The following is a 23,619-nucleotide window of genomic DNA, read 5'->3' as shown; positions in this document are numbered from 1 at the left end:
CTAATGAATCAAGATGAAAAACTAAGTATCATTAAAGATATTCTGCTTACCGACGAGCGAGAGTTTGTTTCTTCTATTGAAAAAAAAATAAAAATTCTAGAACATACTGTTAACGAAAAAAAACAGTTATCTGCAAAGGTAAACCCCATTATTGATGAAAAATTGCAGCAATTTATAAAGGAGATCCCAAACTCACTTGGACCAACTATTACCAAAACTTTACAAGAAGAAATTAAAAACTCTCAAGATGCCGTTGTAGAAGCGTTATTTCCTATTTTAGGAAAAATGATTAAACGCTATGTACAGCATGAAATGAAATTACTCTCTGAAAAAATAAACAATCAAGTAAACAGCACCTTCTCTTTTAAACGTTTTTTTAGAAAAGCAAAATATAAAGCATCTGGTATTGATGAATCTGATTTAATAATTCAAGAACAAACCAACACAAAAATAGAACAGGTAATCATTATTGAAAAGGCCTCTGGTATGGTTCTGGCAGAATATTCTAAAACAAAAATGGCTGATGAAGACATGGTAGCTGGTATGCTTACAGCCATTAAAAGTTTTGTTGAAGATGCCTTTATTAAAGAAAGCCAAGATCTACATTATATAGAATACGACCTGTACCACATTCATCTTCAAAATTTTTCTTCGTTTTATATAGCAGTAGTTATTTCTGGTGCATACAACGTAATATCTAAAGATAAATTGGAAGACAAAATATTCAAGTTCGCAAACAAACACAAAGTAGTTAACCTACTAAAAAACAAAAGATTGCTTACCCAAAAACTAGAAGACTTTTTTAAAAATGGAAGTATCTAAAAAAATTGTTTTAATAGGGCATTTTGGGGTTGGAAAAACCTCATTGATAAGACGCTTTGTTGAAAATACGTTTTCTGAAGATTACAAAGTTACCATTGGGGTTCATATATCTAAAAAAACCATAAATATTAGTAACGCTAATAAATCTGTATCGCTAATTATCTGGGATCTAGAAGGGCAAGACGATATAAAAAAAACACGTACTTCTTACTTGCTAGGTACCCATGGGTTTATTTATGTATTCGATTTATCAAGACCTATAACGTTTGAAAATCTGGATTCTGTATTAAAATTTATAAACCAAAATTACCCAAAAACACCTGTTAAAGTAGTTGGAAACAAAATGGATTTAGTTAATAAAGCTTATTTATCACAATACAACGATGTTTTAAATCCGTTTGTCGATTTTTTTGTTAGTGCCAAATCTGGTAGTAAAGTTGAATCTCTTTTTTCTAAATTAGCTAAAGAGTTAATTTAAGAACCTGTTTAATTAAATGCTAGAGAGTTACAAGAAAAAATACCATAAAAATAATCTTCAATATATCTTAATCGATCATTTAGGAAATATTTTAGAAAGCGACAATGCTTTGTTTACTATTGCGTTTCCAAATAAAATTCAAAACATCCATCCGTTTTTTGAAATCCTCAATAGTTTGCTTTTAATTAAAAACGAGCATTTCGAGTTTTCATGTATTAATCTAGAATTAAAATCTGCAGCACTAATTACAGATATTTCCATACACATAAATAGCAACAATAAGCATCTTATTATAATTGAAAACCTAACCAAACACTATAACAATTACCAACTTGCCGCACAAACCAGAAACGAATTTATTATAAACTCTCAAATATTAGAACTAAAGAACAAGTATTTATTAGAAAAAGAGACGTTTAAAAACAATTTTATAGCCAACTTTAGCCACCAGCTTAGAAATCCAATAACCGCATCAATTATATTTAGCGATTTATTAATTAACAGTAATTTAAGTTCAGACCAAAAAAATTATCTGGACATTATCCAATCTGCTAACAAAGATTTAAAGAATAGGATTGAAGATATTTTAGATATTTCAAAAATTGAATCTGGAAAATTAATATTAACCGAAAAGGTTTTCAGTTTAAAAAAACTTTTAGTAGAAATGGCTGTTTTTTACAAAGTTATAGCAGAAAAAAAAGGGCTTGTATTTAATTTTGAAACAGATAAAAAACTACCAGATTTTCTTAAAGGCGATCAATACAGGTTAAAACAAATTATTAGCAATCTTTTAAATAATGCCATTTATTATACCAACAAGGGATCTGTAAGCCTTAATGTATCACTTAATTATATGCGAGCCAGAAAAGCCAATCTTTGTATTGAAGTTTTAGATACTGGAGTTGGCATTGCGGCCAAAGATATGGACTCTGTTTTCGAGAGATTTACCAAAATTGAATCTGCTACACAAAATGATGAGCATACTGGTTTGGGTTTGGCGGTAGTTAAGCATTTAATCTCTAAAATGAAAGGGAATGTTAAAGTTGAAAGTGAAATTAACATAGGTTCAAAATTTATATGCAATTTAAGTTTTAAACTTTCAGATTATAGCCAAAACTTAAAAGCCGATCTATTACAAAACCAATTACCAAAACAGGACAAAAAACACCATATTTTACTTCTAGAAGATTCAGAGTTAATACAACTTACCATTTTAAAAATCCTTGCAGCTACCGGTAGCTTTTATTTAACCATTATCTCCAAAGGAGAGGAATTAATCACTAATATTATAGACCAAGATGTAGATGTTGTTTTAATGGCCAACACTATTTCTGGTTTTACCGCAATGGATTTGGCAGTTTCTGTTAGAAACCTACCAAAAGCGTATAAAAAAACCCCTATAATAGTTTTATCAACCGAAGCCTTTAAAGAAGACATTAAGCGCTTTAAACAGCATGGCGTTAATGAGGTTTTAGTAAAACCATTTGATGAAAAAAATCTACTAGATAAAATCTATAAGCACATAAAATAAAAAAGCGAGCATATAAGCCCGCTTTTCTCTATCAAATGGTTTGTATGCAAAACTGCTATTAATTAATCTTAGCATCCATAAGTATAGATTTTATAGTCTTTTCTACTTACATTTTAACAATTATAAATTCTGATCGTCTATTTTGTTGATGCTCCGTTTCAGAACAACTTACACCATCAGCACAAATATTTACTAGTTGCGATTCGCCAAAACCTTTTGCACTTTCAATTCTGTTGGCTTGAATGCCTTGACTTATAATATAATCTCGTGTAAATTTTGCTCTTCTATCAGACAAGCTTAAATTGTATGCATCAGAATTTCTAGAATCTGTATGCGATTCTATTTTAATTACCATTTGCGGGTATTGAGCCATTAACAAAACAATCTTATTCAACTCTATTGCGGCATCATTTCTTATATACGATTTATCTAAATCAAAATAAATAATACCTATTTTAATTTTTAAAACGCCTTTTTCTTCAACAATTAATTCGTTAAGCGTTTCTAAACCAAGAACAACAAGTGTTTCTCCATTTTCGTTTAATGTTAACACTGGCTTTTCTGTGCTTTCATAACCTGTTTTTGCGGCTGTAACTTTAAATTTTGTAGCACAGTTTAATACGGTTTTAAATGTATAGGCTCCAGCTTGGGTGGTAGTTGTGGTTTCTAAGGTTTTTCCGGTTTCAGTGAATAATGTCATTTTTACATTTGCTATACGCTCGCCTGTTATGGTATTAGTTACATAACCACTAATTTTTTGCTCACATAAAACATCTTCTTTTGGTAATCGTATAAAGGAATAAATATCGTCGTCGCCTTTACCCGTTAATCTGTTTGAACAAACAAAACCTTTATTTTTTTCTTCGTTTACAATAAATCCAAAATCGTCTAGTTTACTATTTAACGGCGCTCCTAAATTTTGTGGTTTTTGAAAACTTGAATCTATAATTGTGCTTTCAAAAACATCTAATCCGCCCAGTCCTAAATGCCCATCGGAAGCGAAATACAGTGCGTTATTTGTAATAAACGGAAACATTTCGCGACCAGCGGTATTTACTTTTTCTCCTAAATTTCTTGGTTTGGAATAGCCTGTATAGGTACTGTCTTGAGTTTTATTGTTAGCGTTTTCTTCTAGAATATCGACTACAAAAATATCTGTTGCTCCTATTGATCCTGGCATATCTGAAACAAAGTAAAGCAGCTTACCATCTTTACTTACTGTTGGGTGGCCAACCGAATAATCTTCGCTGTTAAACGGCAATTCTTTTACATTTTGCCATGTTAACACACTATCTTCATTTTTACGTAAATCTGCACTGTACAATTTTAAATGGTTTGTTCCTTTGTTATCTCTACCTAAATTGCCATTGTAATTATTTCTTGTAAAATATACTTTGGTTTGATCTGGAGAAAACGCCAAAGTAGCTTCGTGATAGCGGGTATTTAATTTATTTGAAAACTCGTCAATTAATTTTAAATCAGATTCAATTTGATTCAGCTCGCCCAAATACATATTTAAAAAGGGCTGCTCGTTCCAATGGTATATTCTGGTATGAAATGTTGAACTATCCACTGCTGATGAATAGACCAGTTTGTCTTTGTAATACATGGGGCCAAAATCTGAATATTTGGTATTTGTTGATACGTTTTTAAGAACAAATCGAGGTTCTATATTTAAAATATCTTCAATCGTTATCTTTTTTTGGTTTAGTTTTGGCGACCTATCGTCTTTATTTTCGGTTCTTTTTGCAAACTCTTTCATCCAGCGTTTTGCCTGCCTGTTTTCGCCTATACCTTGTAAGCTATGTGCATACCTAAAAATATATTCGGCATCGACTTCTTGATAAAAACCTGAAACAAGCTTATCGTACCACCGGTATGCATTTTCCATATCGGTGTTAAAATAATAGGCATCTCCTGCTCTTTTTAAAAGATTTGCATAATTTGTATTGTTATCTGTATTGTTTCTTCGTTCAATCTTATTAAGCTCTAATTCGTATAACACAGAGGCTTCTTTGTACCACATTCTATCAAAAAGTTTGTCTGCTTTTTTTGTTGAACTTTGAGAAAAAGAGATACTTATGGTAAATAGTAATAAAAGTGTAATTGTATTTTTCATGTAGTTCATTTTTTAAAAGAAACGTGGCGATTTTAATTGTTTTTCTCTAGATCTTAACTCGAAACGCAACATAATTTCGTGCGTTCCAGAATTAAAGTTTCGCAATCTGGTAGTTGTGGCATCATAGGCATAACCAACCATTAGTTTTGGGCCAAGTTGAAGGCCTATTAAACCGCTTACAGAATCGTCCCAACGGTATGCTACACCTAGCCTTAATGCGTCGTGAAACATAAAGTTTGTAGATAAGTCGGCAATTATTGGTGCACCAACAACAAACTTTGCTAAAAATGCGGGTTTAAACTTAATGCGCGGACTTAAATCAAATATTTTACCTGCTATTAAAAAATAGTGTAATCGCTCTGCTGCAACTGCATTTTGCACACCATCATAGTGCTGATCTGTTAAAAAATTTGGAACAGACAATCCTATGTAACTATTAACACTATGCCAATAAACTCCTGCGCCAATTGTTGGTAAGAATTTATTTTCTATATTTTGCTGAAATACATTTTCTTGTTCTTGATACGACCCTCTAGACCAATCAATATTTAACAATCTTCCGCCTCCTTTTATTCCAAAGGATAGACGACTATCATTATTTAAATTTATGGTATATGAAAAATTGGCGTCTAAATAAAACTCGTCTGATGGTCCTAAACGGTCGTTAACCAAAACCACGCCCAAACCAACATTCTTACCAACTGGCGACTCTATGCTAAACGACTGTGTGGTTGGTGCACCGTCTAAACCTACCCACTGTGTTCTATGCAGTCCTGTTGCTGTTAAATGCCCACGAGAACCTGCATAGGCAGAATTTACTGTTAAGGTATTAAACATATAGTCGGTGTACTGTGGGTCTTGTTGCGCGTTACTGGTTTGTATTGCCAGTACTAATATTAAACCAAATACTATTTTTAATTTTAAATTCATCTCTAAATTTTATATTATGGGTATTCTCTTGTTTATAAATCTACTTTTATCTAACTATATACAACCAACCTGCTCTAGGTTTGGATCCGTCGCCAAGGTCTAAAATATAATAATAAGTACCTACTGGTAATTTTTCATTTTTATTAACTACGGCTCTTCCGTTTGATATGCCATTAAAAGTATTGTTATATCCTTCTTTTACATATACCACATTACCCCACCTGTTATAAATTTGAAGCTCATTGTTAGGATAATTATTTATGCAGTCTATATAGAAGAATTCGTTTTTACCGTTTCCGTTTGGCGAAAATTCGTTGTATATTTTTAAACACTGTGGATTGATTGTAACATTATCCGTATCGTTAGTTTCATCGGAATCTATTTGATCTAAAAATTCGAGTAAAGCCGTATTTACATAATCGTTAACATCTAAGACTTCAACAGTAATTTCTAGTGTTTCTGATGTTCCTGCTGAAACTAATGGAATATTCCATAAACCTGAACCTTCATCATAAATTCCAGATGATGCGATATAAGATATAAACTCGTATCCGCTTGGCAATGCATCTAAAATTTCTATTGATGTGGCATCGATACCTCCTAAATTATTTGCCGTAATAGTGAACACTACCGTTTCGCCAATTGATGGGTTTGCATTGTTAACAACTTTTGTTACTGCTATATCTGCAATTGGTGTGTTGATAAATGTGCTATCCTCGTCGTTTTCGCTTTGGTCGCCATCATCATTATTGGGCTCGCTATTTGGATCGAACTGATCGCTTGCGGTAATTTGAGCAATATTCAAATATTCGTTAGCTTGCAATGTTGGCATGTTTACAGTAGCACTATACGTAATTGTTAAGCCAGATAATGGCACGCTTAAACCGCTCCAAATAATTTTATTACCAATGTGTTGCCCACCACTAGTTATGTTTGTAATATTACTGTAACCAATTGGTAAAACATCTTCTAAAGCTACACCTGTTGCAGTATCTGCTCCTGCATTATCTATTTGAAGTGTAAAGGTTACCACATCGCCCACATTGGCATTTACGTTACTTACAGATTTACTTAAACTTAAATCTGCGGTTTCAGTCATTACTAATATACTATCTTCATCATCTTCACTTTGGTCGCCGTCATCGTTATTAGGAGTACTATTCGGATCCATTACATCGCTTGCTGTAATTTCAGAAACATTTAAATATTCTCCCGCTGTTCCAGTTGGCTCATTAACTATTACATCTATAAATAAACTTTGCGAACTTCCGTTAGGAACTGTCCCTACGGTCCACAGCCCTGTTACTTCATCATAAATCCCTGAGGTTGCACTAAATCGAACAAAATTAAAACCTTGAGCTAACAAATCTACAACCTCGACACCTGTTGCGGCATTTGGTCCTGCATTACTAACCGTGATTTGGAATGTGATTTCGTCTCCAACATTTGGCATAATCTCGTTATCTACGACTGTTTTTGTAAGTGATAAGTCTGCAAGAGAATCAACAGGTGTTACCAAAACATTATCTTCATCATCTTCACTTTGGTCGCCATCATCGTTGTTTGGAGCAGAATCGTTGTCTAACACATCCGAGGCTGAAATTTCGGCTATATTAAAATAATCACCAGATCCGTTTACCAAGACATCTATTAATAAGATTTCGGAAGTACCATTAGCGATGTTTCCAACAGTCCAAATTCCTGTTGCTTCGTTATAAGTACCAGAGGTTGAACTAAACAAGATATAATCGAATCCAGATGGTAGTAAATCTGTTACTTCTACACCCGATGCGTCTTGTGGCCCATCATTTGTTACTGTTATTATAAATGTGATTTCCTGACCCACTAGAGGTGTTGTATCTCCATCTACAACATCTTTGGTTAACGATAAGTCTGCTATAGCTTGAACTGGTGTTACTGTGGCATTATCTTCATCGTCCTCACTCTGGTCGCCATCGTCGTTGTTTGGTGATGAATCTATATCAAACACATCAGTGGCTGTTACTTCTGCAATATTTAAATAATCTCCTGTGGCGTTTACTAAAACATCGATTAATAGGGTTTCAGACTCGCCATTGGCAACACCTCCAATATCCCAAACTCCATTTGATTCATTGTATATACCCGATGTTGAGCTATACAATACAAAATCATACCCAGAGGGTAACAAATCTGTAACTACAACTCCAGTTGCATCTTCAGGACCATCGTTAGTTACTGTAATTTGGAATGTAATTTCAGAGCCTACAAGAGGTGTTGTATCGCCATCTACAACATCTTTGGTTAACGATAAGTCTGCTATAGCTTGAACTGGTGTTACTGTGGCATTATCTTCATCGTCCTCACTCTGGTCGCCATCGTCGTTGTTTGGTGATGAATCTATATCAAACACATCAGTGGCTGTTACTTCTGCAATATTTAAATAATCTCCTGTGGCGTTTACTAAAACATCGATTAATAGGGTTTCAGACTCGCCATTGGCAACACCTCCAATATCCCAAACTCCATTTGATTCATTGTATATACCCGATGTTGAGCTATACAATACAAAATCATACCCAGAGGGTAACAAATCTGTAACTACAACTCCAGTTGCATCTTCAGGACCATCGTTAGTTACTGTAATTTGGAATGTAATTTCAGAGCCTACAAGAGGTGTTGTATCGCCATCTACAACATCTTTGGTTAACGAAAGATCGGCTTGTGCAGGCGCTATCGTTAATTCGTCTTCATCATCATCATCGCCGTTGCCATCGCCGTCTTCATCTACGGTGTTATCTGTTGTTGGGTTACTGTCTGGATCGTACTGGTCTGATGCTGTGACCTGTGCTACATTGGTGTACTCTCCTAACGCGCCGGTTGGAGCATTTACCGTTGCTTGGTATGTTACTACTCTAGTGCCGTTGTTTGCTGCTACGGTTAATCCTGCCCAAGTCGCGGTGTTACCTGATGCTATTCCGCCGTTGTTTACCGTACCTAAAGTATAACCTATTGGAAGGTTGTCTTCTATAGATACACCTGTGGCCACATCTGGACCAGCATTGGTTATTACTAAGGTAAAGGTTACCACATCGCCTACATTGGGGCTGGTGTTGTCTATTGTTTTTACGATACTTAAATCGGATTGTTGAATTGATACACCTACAGTGGCCTCGTCATCATCGGGTAATCCGTCGCCTTTATCATCGGTATCCGAATCACTTGTGGGTTCGCTGTCTGGATCAAACTGATCTGATGCGGTAATCTCTACTGTATTGATATACTCATCTGATGCGCCTGTTGGTGCTGCTACGGTGGCATCAAAACTTAAGGTTAATGTGTCTGTTCCTACTGGCACTGTAAGTCCTAACCAGTCTATTTGGTTTGCTACAGTCTCTGTTCCAGATCCACTAATGTTTGTAATATTGGTATAGCCCACAGGTAAAATATCTTGTACTGATACACCTGTGGCTGAAACTGTACCAGCGTTGCTTAACCTAATGGTAAAGGTTACCACATCGCCTACATTGGGCGTGGGGTTACTAACGGTTTTTACTATACTTAAATCTGCCGTTTGTGGGAGAATGATATAGCTATCTTCATCGTCTTCACTCTGGTCTCCATCATCATTAGCTGGTGTACTGGTTGGGTCGAATTGATCGCTTCCTGTAATTTCGGCAACGTTATTGTACTCGCCTATTGTACCGGTTGGGGCATTGACCACTACATCGTAACTCAACGTTACTGATGCACCGTTGGCAATACTCGCTATTGTCCAATCTATTTGATTACCTGTTGCTACCCCGCCATTATTTATTGTACCTCCTGTTACCGTATAGCCCGATGGCACTAAATCGCTCGCGCTTACATTGGTTGCAGTATCTGGACCGTTGTTGGTTATCGTTACTTCAAAGGTTACTGTACCCCCTACGTTTGGTGTCGGACTGCTTGTGGCACTGATGCTTTTTGATAATACTAGGTCGGCTTGTGCTGGTGCAACCTCTTCTGCATCTTCATCATCTTCACTTTGGTCTCCATCATCATTGTCTGGGGCACTGTTTGGGTCAAACTGATCGCTTGCTGTTACTTCTGCTACGTTTCGGTATTCTCCTACTGTTCCTGTTGGAACATTAACCGTAACTTGGTAGCTTAGTGTTATGCCTTCTAGTGGTACGTTAAGGCCACTCCAAATAATAGTTGTTGCACCTGTATTATAAACACCGCCATTGCTAATACTACCAGGTACTAAAATGTAACCTATTGGCAAGGCATCATCTATACTTACTCCTGTTGCTGTTGTAGTTCCTGAATTGCTTACTGCGATACTAAACGTTAATACATCGCCTACATTTACAGGTGCTCCGTTGTTGTCCACTGCAGTTTTATCTAGTGATAAATTTGCTGTTTGTGGTACAATGATAAAGCTATCTTCATCATCGTCATGGCCATTACCGTCTCCATCTTCATCTATAGCATTTCCTGTTGTTGGATCGCTATCTGGGTCATATTGATCGCTCGCTATAATTTGCGTACTATTTAAATACTCGTTTGCTGCTCCTGTTGGAGCATTTACTGTCGCTTCATAAGTTACGGTTATACTTCCGCTTGACGGTACACTTAATCCTGACCAATTTGCCGTGTTTCCTGTGGCTGTTCCTGCATTGTTTACAGCACCTAAGGTATAGCCTATTGGTAATACATCTTCTACTGAGACGCCTGTTGCGTTATCTGGTCCATCATTAGTAATTATTAATTCGAATACCAAGGTATCGCCTACATTTGGTGTGGCACTTCCTGAGGCTAAGCCTTTGGATATGCTTAAATCGGCTTGTGCAGGCGCTATCGTTAATTCGTCTTCATCATCATCATCGCCGTTGCCATCGCCGTCTTCATCTACGGTGTTATCTGTTGTTGGGTTACTGTCTGGATCGTACTGGTCTGATGCTGTGACCTGTGCTACATTGGTGTACTCTCCTAACGCGCCGGTTGGAGCATTTACCGTTGCTTGGTATGTTACTACTCTAGTGCCGTTGTTTGCTGCTACGGTTAATCCTGCCCAAGTCGCGGTGTTACCTGATGCTATTCCGCCGTTGTTTACCGTACCTAAAGTATAACCTATTGGAAGGTTGTCTTCTATAGATACACCTGTGGCCACATCTGGACCAGCATTGGTTATTACTAAGGTAAAGGTTACCACATCGCCTACATTGGGGCTGGTGTTGTCTATTGTTTTTACGATACTTAAATCGGATTGTTGAATTGATACACCTACAGTGGCCTCGTCATCATCGGGTAATCCGTCGCCTTTATCATCGGTATCCGAATCACTTGTGGGTTCGCTGTCTGGATCAAACTGATCTGATGCGGTAATCTCTACTGTATTGATATACTCATCTGATGCGCCTGTTGGTGCTGCTACGGTGGCATCAAAACTTAAGGTTAATGTGTCTGTTCCTACTGGCACTGTAAGTCCTAACCAGTCTATTTGGTTTGCTACAGTCTCTGTTCCAGATCCACTAATGTTTGTAATATTGGTATAGCCCACAGGTAAAATATCTTGTACTGATACACCTGTGGCTGAAACTGTACCAGCGTTGCTTAACCTAATGGTAAAGGTTACCACATCGCCTACATTGGGCGTGGGGTTACTAACGGTTTTTACTATACTTAAATCTGCCGTTTGTGGGAGAATGATATAGCTATCTTCATCGTCTTCACTCTGGTCTCCATCATCATTAGCTGGTGTACTGGTTGGGTCGAATTGATCGCTTCCTGTAATTTCGGCAACGTTATTGTACTCGCCTATTGTACCGGTTGGGGCATTGACCACTACATCGTAACTCAACGTTACTGATGCACCGTTGGCAATACTCGCTATTGTCCAATCTATTTGATTACCTGTTGCTACCCCGCCATTATTTATTGTACCTCCTGTTACCGTATAGCCCGATGGCACTAAATCGCTCGCGCTTACATTGGTTGCAGTATCTGGACCGTTGTTGGTTATCGTTACTTCAAAGGTTACTGTACCCCCTACGTTTGGTGTCGGACTGCTTGTGGCACTGATGCTTTTTGATAATACTAGGTCGGCTTCCTCTATTGTAAAAGTAGCTGTATCTTCATCATCATCATCGCCACCTGTATTTGGGTTATTATCACCATCGGCATTATCTTCATCTAGAGTATTATCTGTGTTTGGATCACTATCTGGATCATCTAAGTCGCTTGCTGTTATTTGAACACTATTTGTATAATTTCCTGTATCATTTACAACAGCATCATACGTTAAAGTTCTTGAAAGACCATTTTCTAAAGTTAAATTGTCCCAAACAATAGATTTATTTCCTAAGATAAATACTCCTGCATCAGAAATTGTTCCTGGTACAATATCAAAACCTGAAGGTAACAGGTCTTCAATTTCTACTCCAGTGGCATCTCCTGGGCCAAAATTTTCTAAGATAATTGAAAATGTAACTGTATCGCCAACAGCACCTGAAGTTGGTAAAACAGACTTTGTTATCTGTAAGTCTGCAAGTTCTAATGTTATTTCAGCATTATCCTCATCATCTTCACTTTGATTGCCATCATCGTTATTTGGTGTGCTATTTGGATCTGCTTGATCGCTATTTGTAACTTCTGCAATATTGAGATATTCATTACTTGTTCCGGTTGGCGTATTAACAATTGCTGTAATATTTAAAACAGCAGGAATTCCAGTAGTAATGGAACCAATATCCCAAACGCCTGTTACTGAATTATAATTACCGGCAGAATCATCAGATTGGTATGTGTAACCACTTGGTAATTGATCTATAACCTCAACATTTGTAGCTGTATCGGCTCCTGCATTAGAAACTGTGATTGAGAATGTAACAGTATCACCAATACTTACATTTGTTGGAGAAACTGTTTTTTGTAATGATAAATTTGCAGATTGAATTGTAATTTCCGCAGTATCTTCATCATCATCATCTCCATCTCCATCTCCATCTTCATCTACTGTTTCATCTGTTGATGGATCACTATCTGGATCTAAATTATCACTTGCCGTAATTTGTGCAAAGTTAACATACGGACCTGAAGCGTTAACGGTTGCATTAAAAGTTAAGTTTAAGGTGGCTCCGTTTATAACGCTTAAATTAGTCCAACTAATGGTTTGTGTTCCCAAATCAAAAGTACCTCCATTTGATACGGTTCCCGGCACTAAAGAAAACCCTAATGGCAAAACATCTGACACGTTAACTCCAGTAGCATCAGAATTTGTTGCACTTGCATCATTATTAAAAATGGAAACAGTAAATGTTACAACATCTCCTATATTTACGTTTGAATTTGATACCGTTTTGGTTAATTCTAAATCTGAAATTGGATTAATGGTAATAATAACTTCATCTGAAGCATCGCTACATGTTCCATTAGAGACTGTCCATCTAAATACATAAGAACCTACTACTGTTGCTGTAACAGCAGTGGACGGATCATTTTCATTGATAAAATTAACCGTATTAGGCCCTGATACCTGGGTCCAAGTACCTACTCCTGAAGAAGCTGGAGTTGCTCCTAAATTTACCGCTGAAAATTGTGGCAAAGATTGATCTGGACCTGCATTGGCTGTTATCGGATCTGAATAAATAAGTATCTCCATAGTATCTGAAGAAGAACACCCCCCTCCAGCTGCGGTCCAGGTAAATTGATATGCACCTGCTGATAATCCGAGTACCAAACTATTTGGATTGTTAGGTGCTGCAATTGTAGCTGGTGTACCTGCGGTCTGGGTCCAAGTTCCTGTACCTTTAGATAAAGGTGTAGCTGAAAGAAAAGCTTGGGTATTATCGCAATATTCTTGATCTGGACCTGCAAAAGCTTGAGACGGTGGTGCACCTGCATAAGTTAAAGTAACTGTATCTGTTTGCGGTGCGCAGGTAGATGGGGCTATAAAAGTTACTCCAGACGACGCTGGAGGATCGTTATTAACTGTCCATGTTAAGACATATACATCGTCAATTCCATCATTTCCTACATCGTCAGGTATATTTGATAATGTAGTTTGAGGATTATTTGGACTATCTATTACCACTATTCCTCCTGATGGATCGTCTCCTGGGTTTGCAAAAGTCCATTGACCAGTACCTGCGGTAGGTGTAGTGGCATTAAGCTGTGTATTTTCTTGACATGCAAGTGGCTGGTTAGCGCCAGCTTCAGCTGGACTAGGAGCTTCAAAAACTTCAATTCTAACTATATCTGCATTGTCTAAACAAAAACCAGTAACAAAGTTTAATTCTACAACATAAACACCCGGAACTGTTAATCCTGTAACATCAGTAGTAGTACTATTATTAGGTGTAGTAAATCCAACTGTTGCTCCTCCAGGTTGCGATAATAGTCGCCATTCTGAAGTTACATCTCCAGGAATAGCAACATTACCAGCCAATAAAGTTGCAATAGTAGTATCTCCTAAACAAATAACCTGATCTAACCCAGCATCGGCATCTTCACTTGGGCCGTTACTAACTGTTACCGTTACTTGTTCGGTATTATTACATGCTGCTCCTGCGCCAATATAATCCGTTGTATATTCAAATATATATACTGAACCTGCATCTACGTTTACATTTGCAGTATTACTATTACTTGGCGATTGTGTTGGTGCATATGGAGCGATTACCGCAGGTGTTGTATCTGCATCTACAGAAACTATACTCCAAGTACCTGTTGTACCTGGTGTTGCTTAAAGAAAAACACTACTAACCAAACATAGTTCTTGATCTGGCATAGGTGCAGCGGGTGCAAAAACATCAACCGTTAGGTCATCAGAAGAATTTGGACAAAATGGAGAACTTCCTACGGTAGTCCATCTAAAAACGTAAGAACCTGTTTGAAGGTTTGTAACATTTATTGAATTATTTCCTGGATTGTCTATAGTAGGTGTATTTGGTCCTGATACTACTGTCCATGTTCCAGTTTCAGCATCTGGATTAGCTAAAGGGTTTGCTGTAATAATTGTATTAGTTACTCCACAGATTACTTGGTTGCCCCCTTGTATTACAGCCGCTGTTGGAGGTATTCCTACTTCTATTGTAACCTGATCTGGTGTAGCAGAAGCTAAGCAATTACCATAATCTATTACCCATTCAAAAACATAAGTTCCATCTAATAAATTTGAAAATGTTGCTGTTGGGCTATTAACATCATCAACTGTATAACCTCCAAAACCAGAAACCAATGTCCATGTTCCTTGACCTCCATCTGGCGCAGGAGAGGCATTCATGGTAAAAGATAAAGTAGGATCTAAACATAATTGTAATTGATCTGGCCCTGCGTTTATAGTTGTACTTGTATCTGCCACAACCACTTCAACTGTATCTAATGTTGAAGGGCAAGCATTAGGAGCTGGAACTGAATATGCTATTTCCCATTGAAACTCGTATTGTCCATCAATTAAACCTGTTACTTCAGAATTTTCACTGTTTGGGTTGGTAAATGTTACTACCGAAGGCCCCGAGATTTGTGTCCACGTTCCTGTTTCATCTACATCTGGTGTGTTTCCACTTAAATTTGGAATTGTTGTTACCCCTGTTCCAAAGCAAAAATCTGCTCCAGCGTCAGCTATTGTTGGCGATTCATCTGCCGTGGTTGTTATTATAACATCATCGGTTGCTGCAGGTCCACAATTAATAAAATCATTTAAAAGCGACCAAGTTAGTGTGTAAGCTGTTGATGGCAAAACAAAACCAGTTGCAATAGCATTCGGGTCATTTACATCTGAAAAAACAACACTTGGATCTGATGCTGTCCATGTTCCTGTTTGACTAGCCGTACCGGGATCTGCTGCTAATTGCACAGGCGCATTGAAACAAACCGCTTGATTTGCACCAGCCTCAACTGGAGAGTTATCTAAAGGAGAAACAAAAACACTAGTATCCGAGACTTGCGGTGGTATACAATTTGGACCAGCTGTTACTGTATATCTAAACACGTATTCCCCAGGAATAAGCCCAGATATTGAAGTCGTTCTAGCGTAAATATCTGCAATAGATGCCGTATTGGGGCCAGATACCTGAGACCAAACTGAAGTTTCTCCAGGTAAAATAGCACTGCCTGCAATATTACCTATAACTTGACCACAAATAAATGTTTGAGGTGATCCTGCATTAGAGCCCGATATGGGGGTAGAAATAAATATGTTGATAGCATCGTTAGCCGTATCGCAACCTTGTAAAAGATTACCTGTTCTTCTTCTCCTAAAGTTTACTGTATATGTACCAGCTACATCAAAAACATTAATATTTGCTGTACCACTACCCGCACTACCTAAATTTGTATAAGCTGTTGGAAAAGTTAACCCCGAATCTGCAGGCCCACTAACAATACTATATTCGGTTATATTACCACTGGTTGAAATATATGGCACATCAATTGAAGTATCTCCGCAATCCCCAATAATATCAGCACCAGAATTAACACTGATACTTATAGGGTTTGTATTGTATGTAATATTAACAATATCTACTGAAGTACAATTAGTAATTGTATTAGTAATTGTATACCTAAACCTATACGAGCTAGGAGAAGACAATCCGGTAACTTGGGTTGTAGCACTTGTAGGGTTTGCAATTGTTGCTGCTGGTCCTGTTAGCTGCTCCCACAATACTGTTTCGTTTGTAAAATCTGGCGAGTTACCTACTAAAGTAGTTTGGGTAATTGATGCATCACAAAACCTCTGATTATCGTTTGTAACAAAAGCTTGGGTAACATCCTGTGTTGCAGGAGGTACAGTAACAGTAACTGTATCACTTCCAGAAATACAAGGTCCAACAACATCCCACCTGAAAGTATAAACCCCTTCAGATAAACCATTTACACTTGTATTATTTGCATTAGGACCAACTATGTTTGGGCTTGATGGCCCACTTACAAAAGACCAAGTACCAACTTGACCGTTAATGTTATTACCTGCAAAACTTCCGTTTAAATTTGTATTTTGGCTTACGGTATAACAATTGGTTAATACTTGATCTGTACCAGCATCAACTGGAGTTTCCCCACCATAATTTGTAATTGTAATTTCATCAAAAGATTCACAAAATTGACCAGGAGCGTATTCAGCACCAGTAATTGTCCATCTTAATGTTGTTGTTCCAGCACTACCTTCAGGCAAAGTAATTGTTGAAGTTGGAGAATTTGGCAAATTAATAGTTACTCCAGCTCCATTAGTACCATTTACAGTCCAAACCCCTGTTTCACCTGGGTTACTGGGTGTATTACCACTTATTAACAAGGCTCCCGAATTATCTGGACAAGACAACACGTCTGGTCCTGCATCTGCAATAGTTATTGGCTCTACAGTAAACGATACTGTTTGAGAGGGTGTATCTCCGTTTAGACAAACAGCAGATAATTGAAACACGTATGTATTTCCGCCTGTAAAACCTGTAATAGTAGGGTTATCTATTGAAGGATCACTAATTATAACTGTAGGCCCTCCTATTTGTGTCCATGTTGGTCCTTCTGCATAGGTATCTGGTGAGTTTCCGCTTAATTGAAAAACATCATTTACACATATAGTTTGATCTATACCTGCATTTATAGTACATGATTGGGCGTTTAATGAACCAGTACCAAAACATAACAAAAACAATAAAAAAGTAAATGTGTATGTAATTATATATTTTTTGCCAGAGTAGAAATTATCCATTTAAATTTATTTATAGTTGATTTAATTTTATTAAAAATATTAATTGATTTTTTAGCGACCTTATCAACGAAAAATATTTACATTTAATAGATAAAAAACATAATAATACGACTAAAAATCTAATTTGAAAGAAAAAACACCTTTTTACAAGGGTGTTACATTCAAATATAAAATCATTTTTCTACTTCTTCAAAATAATTTGTTAACAAATATTTGTTAATATATTTCTCACACAAAAAATATTTGATTGTTTTTAGCAGTAGTTATAGAGCATAAAATTTTAAGCCCCACCCGTTGTTGGTTAAGACTTAAATAAAAAATTGTGAATCTTACATAATCAGCAAGTTATTTTAAAAATAAAAAAACTGATTATAACTAACTTAAATATATATTTTAAGAAAACAGAAAACACCATTATATCAACTATAAAGCTATAAAAAACGTAAACCCAAAACCAAAGACTTAAAACTGGTTGGTTATAGCCTAACGTTAAAAATTATGCAAATCTGTAGTGATAGTTAATTATTTATAAAAATACCCAATCCCTATTTAGTAAAGATATTTTTTTCCTAAATACAATTGGGCTTTAAAAACGCCTATGAATTTTATTGTAAAATCCATTTAAGATTATAACATTGCTGCCATAAAGCTATTACCAATATCAAAAAAATAATATTATTTAATATGGTTTTTTTATAAGGAAATGTATTTATATTTGCTAAATATTACTATATATATAAATAATATTACCTAACTAAATTATGCGTTCTCAATCCAAAATACATTAGAAATGAAGACCTTACAAAAACTATTATTTATTTCTATACTGTTTGCCCTCACTTGTCTTTCTTGCGTAAATAAAAATAAAAAAAAACCTAATATTGATAAACCTCAAAAAGACGAGCTAATTTTAGCTATTGGTGGCGAGCCAGAAACTGGTTTCGATCCTACAACAGGTTGGGGCCAATACGCAAGACCCATTTTTCAAAGCACATTACTAAAACACGATAAGGACTTTAATATTATAAATGATGCCGCTACCAACTATAAAATCAGTGATGATGGCTTAAAATGGACTGTACAATTGCGCGATAGCATCCAGTTCTCAGATGGCAAACCACTAACTGCAGACGATGTTGTTTTTACTTTTAAAACGGCAAAAAACAGCGCATCTTTAGTAGATTTAACCAACCTGGAAAAAGTTGATAAAATTAATAATCATGCCGTAGAATTCACATTAAAAAAACGAAATTACACCTTTATACATCATTTATTAACCATGGGCATTGTACCAAAACATGCGTATAGTGCTTCATACAGCGAAAAACCAATAGGTTCTGGCCCTTATCAATTTGTTCAATGGGATAAAGGGCAGCAGCTTATTCTTAAAGCCAACCCGCTTTATTACGGCAAAAAACCCTATTTTAATAAACTTGTGTTCTTGTTTTTATCTGAAGACGCCGCTTTTGCCGCAGCTAAATCTGGACAGGTTGACGTTGCTGCAATATCGCCTACATTAGCTGATGAAAACATTAAGGGTATGAAATTGGTAAGTTTAAAGAGTGTTGATAACCGAGGTTTGGCATTGCCATACTTGCCAGACGAAGGAAAAACAGTTAACGGCAGAACCCTTGGAAATAACGTAACCTCTGATATAGCCATACGCAAAGCCATGAATATTGGCATAGATAGGCAGGCTCTGGTTAATGGATTGTTAAAAGGTTACGGTACACCTGCCTATTCTGTAGCCGATAGCTTACCTTGGTGGAATCCAGAAACCAAAATTGATAACGATGGTGATATTGAAAAGGCAAAAGAAATTTTAGATAAAGCGGGTTGGAAAGAAAATAAAGAAGGCTTTCGAGAGAAAAACGGCACTGAAGCAGCATTCACCATATATTACCCAACTAGCGAACAAATCAGACAATCTTTAGCCATTACCTTTGCCGATATGATGAAAAAATTAGGTATAAAGATTCAAACCAAAGGCGCAAATTGGAACGAGATTGAAAAGCATATGCATTCCAGTGCGGTACTATTTGGCTTAGGAAGCCATGACCCGCTTGAAATATACAATGCCTTTAGCAGTAAAGTAAAAGGCATAGGGCTTAACAATGCCAACTTTTATGCTAATGATACTGTTGATGCCAATTTTGAAAAAGCACTAGGAGCCTTATCTCAAGAGGAAGCAAATACCTATTGGAAAAAAGCACAATGGGATGGAAAAACAGGATTTTCCAATAAAGGAGATGCTTCTTGGGTTTGGTTGGTTAACATAAACCATTTATTCTACATGAGGGAAAAACTTAATATTGGCACTCAAAAAATACAGCCTCACAAACACGATTGGCCTATAATGGATTTTATTGAAAATTGGCACTGGCAAGACTAAAAAACTATAAATGATTAAATTCATCCTTAAAAAAATCGGGAAATTAGCTGGCTTATTGTTTGCTATAAGCCTGTTGTCTTTTACCTTAATAAGCTATTCGCCCGTAGATCCTGTGCGTTCTTATGTAGGTGCTGAGGTATCAAAAATAAGTCCCGAACAACGTAAAAACATAGAAGACTATTGGGGATTAAACCAATCTAAACCCGAACAATTTATGCTATGGGGCAAAGCACTGCTACAAGGTAATTTAGGAAACTCATTAATTTATAGAGAACCCGTTTCAGAAATTATTTCCAATCGTTTTTCGGCATCTATCGCCCTTATGGGTATTGCATGGGTTTTGTCGGGTATTTTAGGATTTTTATTAGGTGTTTTTGCAGGAATGAATGAGGGCTCTTTTATAGATCGCTTTATTAAGAGTTTTTCTTTCATCTTAGCTTCTACACCATCCTTTTGGTTTGGTTTATTGCTTTTAATGGTTTTTGCTGCTTGGTTGGGTTGGTTTCCTGTAGGGCTAGCAGCCCCGGCTGGTAGTATTACAAGCGAAGTAGGCTTTTTTGATAAAATGAAACACTTGGTTTTACCAGTTTTAACATTAAGCATTGGTGGTGTAGCAAGTATTGCATTACATACCAGATCAAAATTAATTGAAGTTCTTAATAGCGAATTTATCCGTTTTGCCAGAGCCAAAGGAGAAAGTGGCACCAGATTATTATGGCGCCATGGTTTACGCAATATTTCATTGCCCGCTATATCATTGCATTTTGCATCTTTTGGAGAACTTTTTGGTGGTGCGGTATTAACCGAACAGGTGTTTTCGTATCCTGGTTTAGGGCAAGCCGTTGTAAAAGCTGGTCTGGGAGCAGATATTCCTTTACTACTTGGCATTACACTTTTTAGCGTGATATTTATATTTATCGGAAATTTTTTGGCCGACCTATTATATGTTGTTATTGATCCTAGAATGAAAACTAAAGCATCGCATGGCTAAGATAATCTCTAAATCCTTTCCCTTAAGTCAATTTAAAAATTTGAATACACGAAAACGTGCATTACTGGCCTCTGTTTTAGCCGTTGCTTTGTTGTTAATACTAGTAATTTCTGGATTTTTTATGGGAGATAACGGCTTAGCTGTTAACCTCGATGCTCAAAATAACGCCCCCTCGTGGAAACATCCTTTTGGTACAGATTGGTTAGGGCGAGATATGTTTGTTCGAACCGTTAAAGGTTTAGCCCTAAGTTTTTGGGTAGGCTTATTAGCTGCTTTTCTAAGCGCGCTTATTTCGCTTGTTCTTAGCTTATTTTTAATAGTTAGTAAAGCGGCAGACTCCTTTGTAACCGGACTAATAGATTTATTTCTCGGTGTACCGCATATTGTAGCGCTTATCTTAATATCTTTTATGCTTGGTGGCGGACTAAAAGGGGTTATTATTGCAGTAGCATTAACGCATTGGCCACGATTGGCACGTTTGCTTCGTGCAGAAATTAAACAAATTAAAAACACAGAATATATAACAGCATCTCGAAATATGGGCAAATCGTGGTTCTGGATTGCACAAAACCACATCCTCCCGCATTTGCTACCGCAATTGGGTATCGGGTTTCTTTTAACATTTCCGCATGCCATTTTACACGAAGCCAGTATTACGTTTTTGGGCTTTGGGCTACCTTCAGAGCAGCCTGCTATTGGTATTATCTTATCTGAAGCTATGGGGTATTTATCATCGGGCATGTGGTGGTTAGCTTTATTTCCTGGACTAATGCTATTGGTTATGGTGGGTATTTTTGATAACCTGGGGCGTAATTTGCGTAAAGTTTTCGATCCGCTTAAAGGGCAAAAACATTAAATATTTGCTATGAAAAACAACTCGTTCTCCATTCCAGAAAAGAAAAAACCGTTACTTGAGGTTAAAAATTTCTCGCTTTCATTTCCGCAGTACAAGGAAGGCTTTGAAGAATCTAATATTCATGTCATAAAAAATTTCGAGCTAAGCATTAATCCAGGCGAAATCGTTGCCGTTTTAGGTTCTAGTGGCTCCGGAAAAAGCCTACTTGCAGATTCTATATTGGGCATTTTGCCCGAAAACGCAAAAACTCAAGGCCATGTTTTTTTTGAAAATGAACCTTTAACAGCAAAAAAACAGAGCGAACTTAGAGGAAAGGAAATTTCGCTAATTCCGCAATCGGTAAAAGCTTTAGACCCCTTAATGAAAACAGGGAAGCAAGTACAGAGCATTGTTCGCAATAAAAAAGATAAAAAAAAGATTCAAGAAGATGCATTTAAAAAATTAGGGCTACCAACTGCTACCGGCAAACAATATCCTTTTGAGCTTTCCGGAGGTATGGCTAGAAGGGTTTTAATTGCTACCGCCATGGTTTGCGATGCCAAATTAATAATTGCAGACGAACCTACTCCCGGACTAGATAAGAAAACCTGGAACGAAACCTTAGAATATTTAAAACAATTAGGTAAAGCTAATAGCGGTATGATGTTTATTACTCACGACATTCATGCTGCCCTAAAAATAGCAGATAAAATTGCAGTATTTTATGCTGGTGAAACGGTAGAGATTGCAAATAAAGCAGATTTCTCGGGACATGGCGAAAACCTTCAGCACCCATATACTAAGGCGTTATGGCAGGCTTTACCAGAAAACGACTTTATACCTTTAAAGGGTAACCAACCCGGATTTAACGAGCTTATACCCGGTTGCGCCTTTGCACCACGATGTTATAAAGCTACCGAACTTTGTCAAGAAAAAAAACCAGAATCAACTTGGGTAAATAATACAATGGTAAGATGTTTTTATGCTAGAAATTAACAACATAAGTTTTCGATACAATCCAGACAAATGGATATTTAATCAAATTAACTTCGTATTAAAACCAGGAGAAATAATAGGATTATACGGAGAAAGTGGCACAGGAAAAAGCACCTTTGCAAAAGTTATAGCCGGCCATTTAAAACCCGATAAAGGAAAGGTTACCGTTAACGGTGTGCCATATAATCAAAAAGGCAGAAACCCAGTACAAATAATTGGCCAACATCCAGAAAAGGCCATTAACCCACGCTGGAAGATGAAACAAGTTTTAGCAGAGTCTGGTGGTTTTGATGAGGCGCTTTTAGAAATGTTCGGAATTAACCAAGAATTATTGCAGCGTTACCCCTCGCAACTTTCTGGAGGTGAATTACAGCGCTTTTGCCTAGCACGAACCATGGCACCAGAAACCAAGTTTTTAATAGCAGATGAAATGACCACCATGCTAGACACAATTAACAAAGCACAAATCTGGAAAACCGTTTTACAAATCGTAAAGCAACGCCAACTTGGTATGTTGGTAGTTAGCCATGAGCTGCCTTTGTTAAATCGAATCTGCACTAGTCTATTAAGTTTTGAAGATATGTTAAAAACAAATCAAGAAAAAAAAAATCATGGTTTTAACATTTAAAAATACTTTGTAAACACTACAATAACCAATAATAGCCCCACTCGAAAACGTAAATTAACTACTTAAAAACCTAAAAACAAACAAGTATTACTTTCCTTATAATACTAAAAATTAAACCCATAAAATAAATATGTAATTTCTTTTCCAATAATTAAAATAGTATATATATTTGCAGTATTACGAATTACAAAAAAAATATTACTTGTTAAATGTTTAAACTATA

The 23,619-nt window shown here is 36.6% G+C and carries 12 protein-coding genes; 8 read left to right on the top strand and 4 right to left on the bottom strand.

Features of this window, described 5'->3' with window-relative positions:
* The first annotated feature begins 3 nt into the window (after positions 1-3).
* The 3 genes from ACFSQS_RS01270 to ACFSQS_RS01260 are packed head-to-tail and all read left to right on the top strand — an operon-like array spanning position 4 to position 2,831.
* Positions 4-822, top strand: coding sequence for a cell envelope biogenesis protein OmpA (locus ACFSQS_RS01270; protein WP_388012863.1), 819 nt, complete (start codon positions 4-6; stop codon positions 820-822).
* The gene (locus ACFSQS_RS01265; protein WP_388012860.1) at positions 809-1,300 is read left to right on the top strand and encodes a Rab family GTPase; all 492 of its coding nucleotides are present in this window, start codon (positions 809-811) and stop codon (positions 1,298-1,300) included. Before ACFSQS_RS01270 ends, ACFSQS_RS01265 begins: the two co-directional genes overlap by 14 nt.
* A gap of 16 nt (positions 1,301-1,316) precedes the next feature.
* On the top strand, positions 1,317-2,831 hold the full coding sequence (locus ACFSQS_RS01260) for an ATP-binding response regulator (protein ID WP_388012857.1): 1,515 nt from the start codon (positions 1,317-1,319) through the stop codon (positions 2,829-2,831).
* 106 nt (positions 2,832-2,937) lie between these two features.
* On the opposite strand, the gene ACFSQS_RS01255 is transcribed toward ACFSQS_RS01260, so the two are convergent.
* The 4 genes from ACFSQS_RS01255 to ACFSQS_RS01240 all read right to left on the bottom strand — a co-directional run bounded on the left by ACFSQS_RS01255 (position 2,938) and on the right by ACFSQS_RS01240 (position 17,554).
* Entirely contained in the window at positions 2,938-4,950 is a 2,013-nt protein-coding gene (locus ACFSQS_RS01255) for an OmpA family protein (RefSeq protein ID WP_388012854.1), read from the bottom strand.
* A 12-nt stretch (positions 4,951-4,962) separates the two neighbouring features.
* Positions 4,963-5,880 (bottom strand): PorP/SprF family type IX secretion system membrane protein, encoded by a 918-nt coding sequence (locus ACFSQS_RS01250; protein ID WP_388012851.1) that lies wholly within the window; start codon positions 5,878-5,880, stop codon positions 4,963-4,965.
* Between the two features lie 46 nt (positions 5,881-5,926).
* Complete coding sequence (locus ACFSQS_RS01245) at positions 5,927-14,290, bottom strand: T9SS type B sorting domain-containing protein (protein WP_388012848.1); 8,364 nt, start codon at positions 14,288-14,290, stop codon at positions 5,927-5,929.
* A 297-nt stretch (positions 14,291-14,587) separates the two neighbouring features.
* The gene (locus tag ACFSQS_RS01240; RefSeq protein ID WP_388012845.1) at positions 14,588-17,554 is read right to left on the bottom strand and encodes a PKD domain-containing protein; all 2,967 of its coding nucleotides are present in this window, start codon (positions 17,552-17,554) and stop codon (positions 14,588-14,590) included.
* A 790-nt stretch (positions 17,555-18,344) separates the two neighbouring features.
* Between ACFSQS_RS01240 and ACFSQS_RS01235 the strand changes: the two genes are divergently transcribed.
* The 5 genes from ACFSQS_RS01235 to ACFSQS_RS01215 are packed head-to-tail and all read left to right on the top strand — an operon-like array spanning position 18,345 to position 23,396.
* Positions 18,345-19,946, top strand: a complete 1,602-nt coding sequence (locus ACFSQS_RS01235) for an ABC transporter substrate-binding protein (RefSeq protein ID WP_388012842.1) — start codon at positions 18,345-18,347, stop codon at positions 19,944-19,946.
* 10 nt (positions 19,947-19,956) lie between these two features.
* A complete protein-coding gene (locus ACFSQS_RS01230) occupies positions 19,957-20,937 on the top strand; it encodes an ABC transporter permease (RefSeq protein ID WP_388012839.1) in 981 nt (326 codons plus the stop codon).
* A complete protein-coding gene (locus tag ACFSQS_RS01225; protein ID WP_388012836.1) occupies positions 20,930-21,793 on the top strand; it encodes an ABC transporter permease in 864 nt (287 codons plus the stop codon). Before ACFSQS_RS01230 ends, ACFSQS_RS01225 begins: the two co-directional genes overlap by 8 nt.
* A 9-nt stretch (positions 21,794-21,802) precedes the next feature.
* Positions 21,803-22,768 (top strand): ABC transporter ATP-binding protein, encoded by a 966-nt coding sequence (locus tag ACFSQS_RS01220; RefSeq protein WP_388012833.1) that lies wholly within the window; start codon positions 21,803-21,805, stop codon positions 22,766-22,768.
* Positions 22,755-23,396 (top strand): ABC transporter ATP-binding protein, encoded by a 642-nt coding sequence (locus ACFSQS_RS01215; RefSeq protein WP_388012830.1) that lies wholly within the window; start codon positions 22,755-22,757, stop codon positions 23,394-23,396. The genes ACFSQS_RS01220 and ACFSQS_RS01215 overlap by 14 nt, the downstream gene beginning before the upstream one ends.
* Positions 23,397-23,619: the final 223 nt, after the last annotated feature.

The sequence above is a fragment of the Gelatiniphilus marinus genome, assembly GCF_042684345.1.
Taxonomy (GTDB): Bacteria; Bacteroidota; Bacteroidia; order Flavobacteriales; family Flavobacteriaceae; genus Gelatiniphilus; species Gelatiniphilus marinus.
Note: the sequence above shows the minus strand (reverse complement) of the source record. Positions and strands in the feature narration are given on the sequence as shown.